Consider the following 14,486-nt stretch of genomic DNA (forward strand, 5'->3'; position numbering starts at 1 on the left):
GAGTGAAATAAATTTGCTTGCTTCCATCATCTTTCCTGTAAAAAACGAAGGAATAAACGTAAAGAACACACTTGAATCTTTTTTCTCCGTAGAGATTGGCTCTCCATATGAAATCATTGTTGTAAATGATCAGTCTGATGATCATTGCTGTGATTTTCTTCGGGATCAGTTTCTGAATAAAAATATCACAGTAGTGAATACATCCGGTGTCGGGGCAGCAAATGCAAGAAATGCAGGGGCAGAAAAAGCAAATGGGAGCATTCTTGTGTTTTGTGATGCCCATCTGGAATTTGAAGATTCGTGGCTAGACAGACTGCTTGAACCAATTCTTGAGGGGACCTGCGATTCCATTACCCCTGCCATTGGCGCTATAGGTAATCCCAATTTTATCGGGTATGGCCAAACACTATGGGTAAATGAAAGATCAAATAAGTTCAGGACCCACTGGAACACAAAAAGAGATTATCTATTTGAAACCGCCGTTCTGCCAGGCGGATGCTTTGCGATCAGACGGGATGTATTTGAAGATGTGGGAGGATTTGAAACAGGGTTTCCGACTTGGGGACATGAAGATGTGGAACTTTCTATTAAGCTCTGGTTATTCGGCTACAATTGTTATGTACAGCCAAAGACGAAAGTACTGCATTTATTCCGGAAAGTACAGCCCTACAAAATTGAACTGGAAGATTACTACTATAACCTATTAAGACTTGCCTATCTGCATTTTAACCCCAGCCGCATTCAAAAAATCCGTAAAATGATGATAAAGCATACTAAATCAAAAGATGTTGAAAAAAGAGTGATTCAGAATGGGGCAATGGAGAAGAAACAGGTTTATTTGAAGAAAAGGAAATTTGATGATGATTGGTATTTTCGGAGGTTTGGGGTTGAGTTTTGATAGCATTTATAAAAATTAAAGCAAACAAGGAACCAGCCTTCAGCATCAATTAACAGACTCCGAGGATGATTCCTCAAATGAACTCTAAATGTTAAACGTTATTGCTAAACCCCTTCCTTAATATATCCGCTACTTCAGGCCTTGTAATTTCAGGTGGAAGCTGCTCTCCATTTCTTAGCATCTCCCTAACTTTGGTGCCGCTTAGAAAGAAGCGGTCCTCTTCTAAGTGGGGACACGTCTTAGCGGACGCCATATTCATGCATTTTTTACAGTAAAAACTATGTTCAAAAAATAACAGTTTAATTCCAATTTTTTCGGGGTCAAAATTGGAAAATATTTTTTGAGCATCATAAGTTCCATAATAATTTCCGACACCTGCATGATCTCTGCCGACAATGAAGTGTGTGCACCCATAATTTTTACGGATAATAGCGTGATGCACAGCTTCTCTCGGACCTGCATAGCGCATAGCACCTGGAAATACTGCCAGCTTAACTCGATCCATTGGATAATATTTATCAAGCAATACACTATAGCTTTCCATTCTGATATCTGCTGGTATATCATCCTTTTTTGTTTCTCCGACAAGGGGATGAAGTAAAAGACCATCTACCATCTCCAATGCACATTTTTGCAGGTATTCATGGGCCCGATGTACTGGATTACGTGTCTGGAAGCCAACGATAGTACTCCACTTCAAGTCATTGAACATTTTTCTTGTTTCAGCTGGTTCTTTTAGATAGTCTTCAAAAGGGGCATGTGAAGGCTGATTAATTGCATAAACCGGACCTGCAACATAAATATCCCCCTGGGTATTTAACTTCTTCACACCAGGATGATTATGATCGTTTGTGCCGTAAACCATCAATGCCTCATATTCTTTGTTGTAACTATATATTTCCTCTATTTTAATTACTCCGTAGGTAATATCATCTTTCCCTCTTAGGAGGACTTCATCTCCTATTTCAAGTTGTTCAGCCTCCTCTTTATCAACGGGAAGAGTGATGGGGATTGTCCAAGGAAGACCGCTTGGGAGATGCATGTTTTCCAAAACACTAAGGTATTCCTTTTGATTCATAAACCCGCGAAGCGGACTGTAACCGCCATTCGTAATCAGTTCAACATCAGATATTGTCCACTTCGAAATTGAAATATAAGGCATGGAATCTTGTTTTGATAAATATTTTTTTCTCTCTCCTTCAGATAACTTGCCATTTACTAAATTTCCACCGTGGGGGTCAATAATTGAATTCATTTTTTCCCTCCTTAGCCATTTACAGTAATCTTTTCAGATAATCATAAAGAATTTCTGTACACTCTTTTATCGAATAGTTAGAAGTCTCTAAGATGATTTCTGGATTCTCAGGCACTTCATAAGGCGAAGAAATCCCTGTAAATTCTTTGATTTCACCATTTTTTGCCCTTTGGTACAAGCCCTTTGGATCTCTTTTTTCGCACTCTTCCAAAGAGCAATTGACATACACTTCAATAAACTCGTCCTTTTCAACCATATCTCTGACCAGTTTACGCTCTGAAGCGAATGGTGATATAAAGGTAACCAGAACCACAATTCCGCTATCTACAAATAATTTTGCTACCTCTCCGATTCTGCGAATATTTTCTTTTCGATCTTCCTGACTGAATCCTAAATCGTTATTCAGTCCCTGCCGAATATTATCTCCATCTAAAATAAAGGTGGAGATACCTTTTGAATGAAGAATGTCTTCCAGTTCATTTGCGATGGTTGTTTTACCTGATCCTGATAAACCAGTAAACCAAATAATCTTACTATTATGTCCATGAAGAGCTCTTCTTTTTTCTTTTGTTACTTTAAATATAGGAGAATATAAATTCTTGTCTTTTTCCATGCCTTCCCTCCTTTTTGTATGACAGAACCTGTATCAGCTCTTATTCTTTTTAATTGTATAAATAATGGCTATTATCCAAAGCATAAAAAGACAGGGATATATAAAGTAAGATAATGTAATCCCTATGCCAGATAAATTAATAATGGTATGCAAATTGGTTATAATGATCACTCCACCTACTGCGACTCCAAGGAGGTAGGAAGGAAGGATCCTTACGAGCCATGCTGCAATAGGAGCAGCAAACAATCCACCTAGCATTAACGCAAGAACCCAAAACCAATCAAATTCCTTCCAGCCTAAAGAGATAAGAAACCCTGCCGTTGCTGATAATGCTATTACAAATTCACTCGTATCAACAGTTCCAATCACTTTTCTGGGAGCAGTGTCTTTTTGGGCCAGAAGAACAGGTGTTGTAATGGGCCCCCATCCGCCTCCACCGGTAGCGTCAGCGAACCCGCCTAATAGACCAAGGATTGCAGCTTTCCTGTTAGATAACTGGATTCCCTTATTCTCATTTGGAGTACTATTAAGAAACAAAAAGCGGAATAAGATATAAACTCCCAATAACAACAAAAAAACAGATATAAAAGGCCTGACAGCTTCTCCTGGCATGTTGCTTAAAAAGCATGCTCCAATAAATGCCCCTACACCACCGGGTAGAATTAATTTCATTACTGTCCCTCTATCTACATTTCCAAACTTAAAGTGAAAAAAACCTGAAGCAGCAGTCGTAACCACTTCCGAAATGTGAATACTGGCAGATGCAACCGCAGGAGCCATACCTAGCATTAAAAGCAAAGAGGAGGATGTAACTCCGTAAGCCATCCCTAGTGATCCGTCAATTAATTGGGCAATGAATCCAACAAATGTAACAGTAAGTAATTTTCTCAATTCTTCTGCTCCAATCTGTTTTTTTTATACACGAGGGTATACCTTTATTAGATTCAAAACTCTTGTATCATGAAACGGCTAATGCACCAAGGTGAAAGAAAAAAACTGGAAAGCTATATCTTCCCAGAATTTGTTTTACATCTTAATAATGTTCTTAAAATTACTTGCAAACGGCTTAACTTTAGGATACCTTTCTAAATCTTCAAGATTTTTTATAATTTGTTCTTTATTTACTGAACTAGTATTTAGTAAGTTTGTTAATGGTTCTTCTTTCCATAGTTTAACAGATATTCTTTGGAGTATTTGCTCTAATAACTTCGGAATTCCTTTATAAATATTTGAATATCCATTTAAAAAGTTCAAGTATGAATCATAAATTAAGTGTACATTAGGAACGGATATACCCAAGAAATGCAATATAAAAATCCTTAATTGTACCTCAGGATATTTATTAAACACTCGGACAAAATTTTTAATAGCATCTTGAGGATTTGTCTTTGAAATAGGGTGTTCTTGATGATAGGCTGCTAACCCATTATGATTAAAAAATCTATACCCCTTTTTATATAAACGATATCCAAGTTCATGATCATCCCAGCCGTATCCTGGGTACTCTTCAAATAGGCCTACTTCCTTAATGGCCTTTGCCTCAACAGAAACATTCCCAGTGCAAAATAAGAGCCATGGAAAGTGAAACCCATTCAGATTATTCCCAAAACGATTAAAAAGCGTTTCTTTGTAAACCTTTACGAATGGTTTATCAAATGAATAATTTTGATATGATTGATTACTAACCTCTTTTTCAGTTAATAGTTTAACAGTCTTACCACTTTTTATCTCATTCAAAGTACTAGGAGTAAAAGTCGGATAGTTTTTCAACAGCTTCATTATATGAGTCTTTTGTTCCATGTTGTATCTTGGATGATATATTGTATATAATCCTTTAAGTACCAAGCTTCCACAAATGACTATTTTTTTGTTCTCCTTATGTCCTTGGTAATGCAGAGAAACAAAGTCAGGCTTAACAATTATCTCTGCATCCAAAAATACAATAACTCGGCCTCCAGCATTCTGAATCCCAAGGTTTCTCATACTAGCCCTTCCAATATTTTGGTTGGATCTTATATATTTTAAATCAAATGAAAAATTGTGTTCATTGATTATAGAAGCAGTATTGTCAATTGATCCATCATCGACAATAATTACTTCATACTTTCTCTTATCAAAATGCTGGCATTCTAAGGAATGAAGTGTTAACAATAATTCTTGATATTTATTAAAGGTCGGCAATATTATACTGACTTCGTAGTCAGATTTCTTCCCATTTTTATAGGCAGACCCGCTTAAAAAGTCATAACCCCACACAATATTTTGATTTACATTCATATCTTCCCTCTTTAACCGAATTTCTGATTGGTTTGGGGGTACTTTCCAAAGTTTTATTGATTGGATTTTTCCATAGAAACACCCATCTTTAATGTTGCCGCCAAAAACCAAAGATGGACAAATGTGGGTATATCTGCTTTTTGTCCCCACGGCTACTTCCTTTTCATTAATATACACTGTTGGTGTCTTATCTATATAAATAAGGACTACTTTAATCCACTCATTCTGATTTATAGGCAAACTTATAACTGTTTCAACATTATTTTGATATTTTTCAACCACACATAACCTATTACTTTGGAATAATATACCTGCTACAGCAAAATTTCCTTCAATATTATTTACCTCTGGTGAAATAAGATATGATGCATTTTCATTATTTGACCTTCTTTGTGGTAAAATCACACATTCATATTTAAAATTATCAATTATTTGCCGAGGGTTAAATTGTGCAGCAATATATTCATTCCCTCTAAAAGTAAATGGAGAGTTAAACATGGTTCTCTCCTCTCTGTTCTGAAAAAAATTTATTATATTTGACTCTATAATTCTCTCTAAGTTCATAGAATTCTTTCATTTGATCTTTATTATGACGAATTGATCCCATTAAATCATGGACCCGGTAGTTAGTTAAAGTACAATGGAAATAATGAAGAGGAAAATGGGCCGAAGTTCTTATCCAGTAATCATAGTCTTGTGCATATTTTAAAGTTTCGTCAAAATATCCAATTTTTTCAATAACCTTCCTGGACATCATAACCGTACAACCATTTATAGGATTAAAATCTTTTAATGATTGTAAGACTTCTATTCCGCTCTTGAAATGTATCCCAACATTATATTTTTTTATCTGATTATGGCTATCGATAATATTAAAATTTGTAAAACTAAATAATGATTTATTCTCTTTCATAAAATTAAGCTGTAGTTCGATTTTCTTCTCAGAAAATAAATCATCTGAGCTTAACCAAGCTAGATATTCACCATTAGCTATCTTGATTCCCTCATTTAAAGCAGACGCAACACCTTTATTTTTTTGTTCTATATATATAATTCTTGATAAGTATGGTTTTAATAATTCATTATACATATAGGACCCATCATTAACTAATATAATTTCGATATTCTTGTAAGTTTGTCTTAATACGGTTTCAATTGCCTGGGGAACATATTTACAATTATAAAATGGTATTAAAACACTTACTAATGGCAGTTCTTTACTCAAACTTCTCACTCCTTTGTTCGAAAAATAAAAGATAAATCAGTTTCCATATACTATTTTCAACAACTGCTAATAAAATCATAGACCTTTTGTGGATTTTTAGATTTGGCCTAATCTTCCTTAGACTCGATCGCAAAATCGGCCATGTAAATCACCAATTATTGTCCTTTTCATAACCTAGTTTAATGATCAAATCACCAGCTACTTTTTTAAAGTTCGCTTTATTTCTAGATGTAAATTCTTCACGCCACCCTCCAAATTTGCCTTGTCTATATGTCCATGAGTTTTTAGTATCAATGTTGTTTTTCATTATTTTTAAGAATTCACTTTTACTTATGTTTAGGTTTCTTAGATCTTCCCATAAAAAATTTATTATTTTTAATATTTCAGTATCTGCAGTTAAATTATTTACTAGATCTTCGTAACGTATGCAGCACACGCTGGGATCTTTACGCCATTCATAAATTTTATAAGTTTCCTCATAAATGCCTGGATAATGTTTCTTAACCCCCCACTTATTTTCATTTTCTTCACCAATCAGATCTACTCCAAGAATGACAGCATCTAATTGATCTTCAAATAAGGTAATTCTCTTTTTAAAAACTTGATGAAGAGGATGATCAAAAAATACATCATTAATAAAGTAAACCATTGAAACAGCAACATCTCTTAAGTCTCTGTAAATGAATATCTGATTTATTGACATACTTTGAAGTCCGCTTGAAAATTTTTCATTATATGGCAGGTGACTATAGACCAATTCACCTTCCTTAATACTTAATACATCATTTTCATTGTTTACCCAATATGATTTACCTTGATATAATTTAGTTATGCCTTTTACTAATTGTATTACTAAATTAGTACTGCTTTTTGGGACAGAGTTAATAAATATCTTAGGTTGTTTAAAAGATTTGTTTTGCACTTTTTCACTCCTATTTAATGTTTTTATGATAGTAATTTAATCTCTTCTAATACAAATTCTTTCATAGTTAAAACGCCATGTTACATTCAAACATTCTTTCCACACAAATCTCCCTCGATAATTACTTAATACGGAAATGAAAATTAAATTTAAATACCCTTCAACCTGTCTTTTATAAGTTATGTCTAATTCTTATTCTTGCTATAGGCTAGTTTTATAGAATTATTCTTTATATTTACAAAATCCTCTTTTGCCTAGCCATGATCAATATTTTCAATCCTGAATTGATTTGAAAAGCAAAAAAATTTATTTAAAGCAGGCATAAATTAATGTCACAAAATATTTTTTCAATTAGAAAGTTTATTAATATAGGATATACCGGCAAAAGATCTAGCTAAAAAAACAGCAGCTTGTCTATAGAAGCTACTGTAAAGTAATTAATTATTTTTCTTTTAAATATTTCTCCAGTTCTGTTTTATATTTTAGTTTTACTTTCCTTGATTCCTTCAACACATCATTTAAATATTGTTTACTTCCCATTTTCCCATGAACTCTATACAATGTGAGTGGAATATTTAAATGCCCTATTTTAAATTTTAGAAACACCCTAATCCAATAATCATAGTCATTGGCATATCTCAGTGATTCATCAAAAAGCCCAATACTTTTAGTAACCTCTCTCCGCATCATAATAGTGGAACCGTTTATCGGGCAGCCTACTATTAGGCTTTTTAGGAGCTCTTCAGAGTTTAAAGGACCAACAGAATCAGATATTATTCGATTCTTTTCATTAATGCAAAAGTAATTGGTATAAGAAAACATATACATTTTGTTTTTCATAAAATCTAATTGTGTTTCGACTTTTGTATTAATAAATAAATCATCTGAACTCAACCATACAATATATTCTCCCTTTGAATTCCTTATTCCCTCATTTAATGCTGAAGCAGTTCCACCATTTTTTTTTCTTATATAGAAGATCTTGTCCTTAAGTGGTTTTATCATTGGTATATGAGAAGTTGATCCGTCATCCACCACAATAACTTCAATATTTCTATAAGTTTGTTTTAATGCACTAGAAATTGCTCTCTGGACATATTTACAATTATAGAATGGAATAATAATAGAAACTAAAGGATATTCATTTAATTCCACAATCTTTCACCTCTTTGTAATCAGATAAAAATAATTCCATATATTTCCAAGGAGGGGATTGGCACAAAAGTTGATAGTTTATTATTCATATTTAATAAATAGACTCCACAGTCTGAAGAAATATTAGGATGCTTTTCTAATAATTTATTTATATGTCTAGTTATACTTTGGCCAATTAGAACCGTTTCATTCTGAACAGCTAGACCTCTCGTATAACCAAGACATTTAAATAATATATTATTTTCTTTACGTACAGAGAATTCTTCCGAATTACAAAAATACAGATCATTTTTATATAACATAACACTATGAGGCTGAGATATTCCTTCATATAGAACATTCTTAACTTTCTTCTTTTTTAAAGAATATTCAACTACCCCGCCTCCAATATTAAATTGGCCAGGTAAATGAAACATTGATACAAAAAGACTATTTTCTTCAATAAATATATCATTAATATGGCAAATATCTGTTGCTCTGTTGGAAGAAAAGCAAATCTCATCGACTCTGTTTAATCCATTTGATAAATCATATATGCCAATACAATTAAGCTTAGTTTCTGCTAAATAAGCAAAATCTCCACTAATAGCTATACCATGCAGATCTAATCCTTTTCCTGCATGGCTAAAATTTACAACATTTAAACTTTCATCCAATAGAATAATTCCTTCCTCATTTGATGCAACAACAAATCCCTTACCATATCTAGCTATTCCTCTGCATTCAATATCTAATATTATTTGAAGTGTATTCATTCCTTTTTGGCGTTTCAGATGGTATAGTCCCCCATTTTGGTTACAGCAGCTTATCAGTGCATTAAAATCTTTAACTTGTAACATATACAACACTCCAACAATTTTAACTATGTTTTAGTTACTTTTTTTTTCTTAGTAAACAAAACACCTTTCAAGGTATTTTATGCATATATAATAATGAGTGCGCAATATATTAATCATAGGATTAAAATATTTGGAAATAAACTTATTCAAATTAATCGAGGTGGAATTATTGGACTTATCTAAAAAAACCGGAGCAGGCGGAATTAAAGTTTTATTTACGTATTATATTCCCAGTGGAGGTATCGAGACACTAAATAGACAGCGTTTTTATGCTCTAAGTAAAGCAGGAGTTACCTGTCACTTTTTGTATAAACAACATGGAACCGGATTACAGAATATGTTAAAACCAGTTTTTGTTCTTGATAAAGAAGAACTTATCAGGGAGTTAGTTATTCGTGAAAAGTATGATGCTATAGTAGTGGCATCAGATCTTCAAATGCTTGAGAATTTAAAGAAATGGGGAATTAAAAGTACATTAATCTATGAAGTTCAAGGACTTGGCTTCTATAAAGAATATGCAGAAAAATTCATTAAAACTCAAGCTTATGATATTATTAATAATTTTGCTGATGGAATTTTATACCCTAGAACGCCTCATTTAATAAAAGCTTTTGAAAAATATTTTCCCAATAAAAAAAAATTTTGCTTTCACAATTGCTTTAACTCAAAAAGTTTTCATTATAAGAAACTGCCTGCTCCTAAGAACCCTATCCTTGGCTGGGTTGGAAGGATAGAAGAAAATAAAAATTGGAGGGATTTTTTAACAATAGGGTCAAAGTTAAGTGAATCTATCCCCAATATCCAAATGTGGATGTTTGAAGACAATACTCTTTCAAAACCTGAATCAAGAAAAGAATTTGAAAATATGGTATCTTCCCTCAAACTGAATAACAGATTAACAATCTACCCTAATCAACCTCATAGTAAGATGGCAGACTACTTTTCAATGATCGGGGATTCTGGTGGCCTGTTATGCTCTACCTCAAAAGTTGAGGGTTTTGGATACGCAGTTCTTGAAGCTATGATTTGTAGATGTCCTGTCCTTACAACAGATTCAGATGGAGTCCGAAGCTTTATTGTTCATAACCATACAGGAAAATATTATAAACAGGGAGATATCAATCATGCTATCCAGGAAGCTAAAATATTACTAACAAACATTCCTATTAGAAATGAAATAAGAAGAAATGGAGTAGCACATATTGAAAAAATATTTTCGCCTGAAATTTATGCTGCTAATTTTCTGAATATGCTTATTACATTAAAAGAATAAAAATAATTTCAACCATTACATTCTTCAACCACTAGCTTTTTATAGGATTTGTATTATTTTGTTAGTTTCATAGCTGTGTTTACATTTTAAACTAATGATTTTACTTTTAAATTATAAATGGCAGCCATTCAAAAGATCGTAAATCAAGAACATTTTAATATCTCATCTAAGTTAATCTGTAAATTTCTAATAGAAGAAACCCATTTTAATAAGGGTTTCTTCTATAATATTTAAGATTATCCTCAAGTGATTTTTTAAAAGAGATAATTGGTTTCCACCCCAATTGGTTTATTCTTTCAGATGATATCTTAACTTTATCTTCTCTAATGCTCCTTTCAGATATTTTAACTTTAAAGTTAATGGGTGTCATCGTTTTAAATATTTTTACAACTTCCCCTAATGAGCGGCTTTTTCCTGATGAAATTGGATAAATTTCTTTACTTACCCCGTTCTTTAAAAGAATTTCATAAGCTCTGACGGCATCTCGAACGTCTATGAAGTCACGCTGAGCGTACAGATTGTTCACATTAAGAATATGTTCTGCTTTTTGGCTTTCCATTTCAGCAATCTTTTTTGCAAACATAGAACATACCCCGTTTGAATTGCCTGGACCTATTAAATTCGTTGGTTGGGCAATGACAATCGAAAGGCCATAAAGTTCTGCCCAAGCTCTGGCAGCTAGCACTTGAAATGTTTTACTGAGACTATATGGATGGGTAATTGCAGAGATATTGGAAGGGTCGATTTGAAGAGCGGATCCTACTATGACAGACTTTGATTCAGGGCATTCTTTATGGATAGCATCCAGTATATATACAGTTGAAAGCAGATTGGTTTCCAACGTTCCTGTTGGATCGGACCATGATTGACCAACATGGTTTTGACCGGCCAAATGCAACAGATATTGCGGTTTTACTTTCTTTATTAAATTTAGCACCAATTCTTTGTTATGAAGATCGCATTGTTCTACCATAACATTATCAATAGCAATATCCTTACTTCTTGTAACAGCAGTTACCTCATATCCGGCAGATGCAAAATACCTGCAGGAATGGAGGCCAGTAAATCCAGCTGCACCAGTAATTAATATTTTAGACTTCCCGCTCACTTTTTTTTCATCCAGTCTCTAAGTTCCAATAGCATTTCCTTATAAGGCGGGACTTGATACTTCCAATCACTTCTTGTATTTATAATGGTTCTATCCTGTTTAATTTCGCTATCAGGCTGAATGACAACATCTCTTTTATTAAATATCTCTTTAATTAACATCAGCAAATTATATTTTGAAATTTTTTCATCACAAGATAAATGATAAAGTCCCGTTATATTCTGCTTAATCATCCAATCGATTGCCTTTGCCAATTCAAGAGTAGTAACACCATTCCAATAAACTTCCTTATATCCCTTTATGTTCCCTTTTTGCTTCATGAACCACAAAAATAATCCGATCCCACTTCCTTTTAATTCAGGGCCTATTATAGAAGTCCGAATGGTCAAATGTGTATCACTGATGATTTCTCCAAGCTGTTTTGATTCAGCATAAACAGAAGTCCCATCTGGTATATCATTTTCAGAATAATTCCCTTTCGTCCCTAAAAATACACAATCAGTGCTAATGTGAATTACCTTCCCATTGTATCTCTCTGCAAATTTGACTAATTGATGGGGAAGCAAACTATTAACCTGAAAGGCTAGCTTTTGGTTTTTTTCTGCAAATTCGTTCAATATTCCAATACAATTAATTATTACATCGGGCTTTTGCTTATTAATTACGTCCTCAAGCTTTAAAGAATCTGTGATATCAAGATAAATTCCATCTTCATCTTCTTTATTCCTTGAAGTATAAATGACATTATATTGTGGCTGCCTCTGAAGATAATCTACTATCATATGGCCTGCCATCCCTTTTCCTCCAAGGACTAATACCTTCATTTATATAAACCTGCCTTTCTTTAAAACTTTCCTGATTTCATCCGTGCTCATTAGGTCTTTGCTGGAATTATAATTTATTAGATTAACCGGTTTATAATTTGCATATTTTTCCTTCAAGCCATCAATATGAATACTTGGCAATATAACAAAATACTCTTCATCATAAGCAATTGTTGTTTCACTTTCATACTCTGAAAGCAGAAGTTCATGAATCTTCTCTCCTGGTCGAACACCCAGAATCTCAACATCGATTCCTTTTTTGCCCATATCCTCAGATAAAACATGTGCAAGATCCAGGATTTTACATGCTGGCATCTTCATGACAAAAATCTCCCCGCCCAAACTTTCAAAAGTGGCCTTAAAAACCAGTTTGATAGCTTCTTCAATTGTTAAGAAAAATCTTGTCATCTCTGGATCAGTAATGCCAATCCTGCCTTTTTCTATTATCTGTTTCTTAAAGACATGAATCACGCTTCCATTTGTTCCAAGAACATTCCCGCCTCTTATGCAAACAAATTTTGTGTCAGTGTTAAGTGTATTTGCATGGATGATTAGCCTTTCTCCCATCGCTTTAGATAATCCATAAAAATTTGATGGATTTGCCGCTTTATCCGTGGAAATGTATACGACTCTTTTTACCTTGTTATGAATCGCAGCTTCAATTACATTCTGGGTACCGTGAACATTTGTCTTTAATGCTTCTAGGGGCTGATATTCACATACAGGAACATGCTTCAGAGCAGCAAGGTGAAAAACATAATCAACACCCTCAGATGCTTCCATGATAATTTCTTTTTCTTTAATATCTCCGATCACAAAATGAAGCAGCGGGTTATTGTCAAATTCTTGCTTCATCGAAAATTGGTTAGATTCGTTCCTGGAAAAAATTCTTATCTCCTTAGGCTTATAATCTAAAAGCTGCCTAACGAGTTCATAGCCCCATGATCCCGTTCCTCCAGTAATTAGAATTGTCTGGTTCTTAAACAACTTCCATGCCTCCCATCAATAATTTCACCACTTTATCAGAAACACCTGTCTCGCCATATCCCTCAGGCAAAGACCAGTCTCTTTCTCCTTTTAGCATGACATTTACACAATTCAATATCTTTCCCGAGTCTATACCTGATAGAACATTGCTTCCGCAATCAATTGTTTCAGGTCTTTCCGTTGTCCGCCGTACTGTAACCGTTGGCACCCGAAAAATACAGCACTCTTCCTGGACAGTTCCACTATCCGTTAAGACACATAACGCCTTTTGCTCCAATTGAACAAAATCAAAGAAACCAAAGGGTTCATGAAATTCAACAAAGGTATTAAGCGTAAATGAATCAAGCTTTTGAAGCTTTGATCTTGTGCGGGGGTGAATACTGCAGATGATTCTTTTTCGATAAATCTCTGCCACCCTGTTGATTCCATTCATAATTTCTCTTAGGTGGCATAAATTATCTACATTCTCAGCCCTGTGAATAGTTACTAAGAAATATTCTTCCTGCTGTAGACCAAGCGTCTTAATTATCTGACTCTGATCAATACTTGTTTTGTAAGCACTTAATACTTCTTTTATTGGGTTCCCGGAAAGGATGATTCTGTTTTTTGGAAATCCTTCTTTCATTAAATTTTCTTTACTTTGTGGTGTATAAGGCAGATTAAAGCTAGCAATAGCATCAATTACTTTTCGGTTCTTTTCTTCAGGAACGTTCAAATCGAAGCAACGATTCCCGGCTTCCATATGAATAACCGGGATTCCCATTCTTTCAGCCAATATTGCGCTTAATCCACTATTTGTATCTCCCAGTACCAAAACCTTATCCGGCTTTTCTTTTAGAAGGATATTTTCTAATTGATTAAACATATTTCCAAGCTGGCCACCTAAAGTGGCCTGTTTTTTCGATAAGATATAATCCGGTTCCCTGATCTTTAATTCCCGAAAAAACAAGTCGCTTAATGATTCAGTAAAGTTTTGGCCGGTATGGACAAGTATGTGTTTTGAGGCTAATAAATCAAGCTTTTTAATAATAAGGCTAAGACGGATTATTTCTGGTCTTGTCCCCAAAATTGTCATAATTCTCACTTTGTGCACTCCTTTCTGCTAAAATC

14 protein-coding genes are annotated in these 14,486 nt (G+C 33.9%); 2 read left to right on the top strand and 12 right to left on the bottom strand.

Annotated elements, in window-relative coordinates:
* The first annotated feature begins 13 nt into the window (after window positions 1-13).
* Complete coding sequence (locus tag MKY20_RS18835; RefSeq protein ID WP_009334797.1) at window positions 14-898, top strand: glycosyltransferase; 885 nt, start codon at window positions 14-16, stop codon at window positions 896-898.
* 91 nt (window positions 899-989) lie between these two features.
* On the opposite strand, the gene sat is transcribed toward MKY20_RS18835, so the two are convergent.
* From sat to MKY20_RS18875, 8 genes are all read right to left on the bottom strand, one after another.
* Window positions 990-2,153, bottom strand: coding sequence for a sulfate adenylyltransferase (gene sat / locus MKY20_RS18840; RefSeq protein ID WP_009334798.1), 1,164 nt, complete (start codon window positions 2,151-2,153; stop codon window positions 990-992).
* Between the two features lie 19 nt (window positions 2,154-2,172).
* A complete protein-coding gene (gene cysC, locus MKY20_RS18845) occupies window positions 2,173-2,766 on the bottom strand; it encodes an adenylyl-sulfate kinase (RefSeq protein ID WP_009334799.1) in 594 nt (197 codons plus the stop codon).
* 33 nt (window positions 2,767-2,799) lie between these two features.
* Complete coding sequence (locus MKY20_RS18850) at window positions 2,800-3,657, bottom strand: sulfite exporter TauE/SafE family protein (RefSeq protein ID WP_009334800.1); 858 nt, start codon at window positions 3,655-3,657, stop codon at window positions 2,800-2,802.
* Between the two features lie 135 nt (window positions 3,658-3,792).
* Window positions 3,793-5,541 carry a glycosyltransferase gene (locus tag MKY20_RS18855; protein ID WP_009334801.1) on the bottom strand — a complete coding sequence of 583 codons (1,749 nt, stop codon included), beginning with the start codon at window positions 5,539-5,541 and terminating at the stop codon, window positions 3,793-3,795.
* Complete coding sequence (locus tag MKY20_RS18860; protein ID WP_009334802.1) at window positions 5,534-6,268, bottom strand: glycosyltransferase; 735 nt, start codon at window positions 6,266-6,268, stop codon at window positions 5,534-5,536. Before MKY20_RS18860 ends, MKY20_RS18855 begins: the two co-directional genes overlap by 8 nt.
* 148 nt (window positions 6,269-6,416) lie before the next feature.
* Complete coding sequence (locus MKY20_RS18865) at window positions 6,417-7,190, bottom strand: sulfotransferase domain-containing protein (protein WP_009334803.1); 774 nt, start codon at window positions 7,188-7,190, stop codon at window positions 6,417-6,419.
* Window positions 7,191-7,631: 441 nt separating this feature from the next.
* On the bottom strand, window positions 7,632-8,345 hold the full coding sequence (locus MKY20_RS18870; RefSeq protein ID WP_071157819.1) for a glycosyltransferase: 714 nt from the start codon (window positions 8,343-8,345) through the stop codon (window positions 7,632-7,634).
* A 20-nt stretch (window positions 8,346-8,365) separates the two neighbouring features.
* Window positions 8,366-9,184, bottom strand: coding sequence for a DUF4915 domain-containing protein (locus MKY20_RS18875; protein ID WP_009334805.1), 819 nt, complete (start codon window positions 9,182-9,184; stop codon window positions 8,366-8,368).
* Window positions 9,185-9,314: 130 nt separating this feature from the next.
* Between MKY20_RS18875 and MKY20_RS18880 the strand changes: the two genes are divergently transcribed.
* Window positions 9,315-10,457: a glycosyltransferase family 4 protein gene (locus tag MKY20_RS18880; RefSeq protein WP_019382438.1), complete on the top strand. Its 1,143-nt coding sequence runs from the start codon at window positions 9,315-9,317 to the stop codon at window positions 10,455-10,457.
* A 205-nt stretch (window positions 10,458-10,662) separates the two neighbouring features.
* Here MKY20_RS18880 and MKY20_RS18885 read toward each other — a convergent pair whose 3' ends face one another.
* The 4 genes from MKY20_RS18885 to wecB are packed head-to-tail and all read right to left on the bottom strand — an operon-like array spanning window position 10,663 to window position 14,460.
* A complete protein-coding gene (locus MKY20_RS18885; protein WP_009334807.1) occupies window positions 10,663-11,565 on the bottom strand; it encodes an NAD-dependent epimerase/dehydratase family protein in 903 nt (300 codons plus the stop codon).
* Window positions 11,562-12,389 carry a dTDP-4-dehydrorhamnose reductase family protein gene (locus MKY20_RS18890; protein ID WP_009334808.1) on the bottom strand — a complete coding sequence of 276 codons (828 nt, stop codon included), beginning with the start codon at window positions 12,387-12,389 and terminating at the stop codon, window positions 11,562-11,564. The genes MKY20_RS18885 and MKY20_RS18890 overlap by 4 nt, the downstream gene beginning before the upstream one ends.
* On the bottom strand, window positions 12,390-13,376 hold the full coding sequence (locus tag MKY20_RS18895; protein ID WP_009334809.1) for a polysaccharide biosynthesis protein: 987 nt from the start codon (window positions 13,374-13,376) through the stop codon (window positions 12,390-12,392).
* Entirely contained in the window at window positions 13,369-14,460 is a 1,092-nt protein-coding gene (gene wecB / locus MKY20_RS18900) for a non-hydrolyzing UDP-N-acetylglucosamine 2-epimerase (protein ID WP_009334810.1), read from the bottom strand. The genes MKY20_RS18895 and wecB overlap by 8 nt, the downstream gene beginning before the upstream one ends.
* Window positions 14,461-14,486: the final 26 nt, after the last annotated feature.

Source organism: Cytobacillus sp. FSL W8-0315 (genome assembly GCF_038002905.1).
GTDB lineage: Bacteria > Bacillota > Bacilli > Bacillales > Cytobacillaceae > Cytobacillus > Cytobacillus pseudoceanisediminis.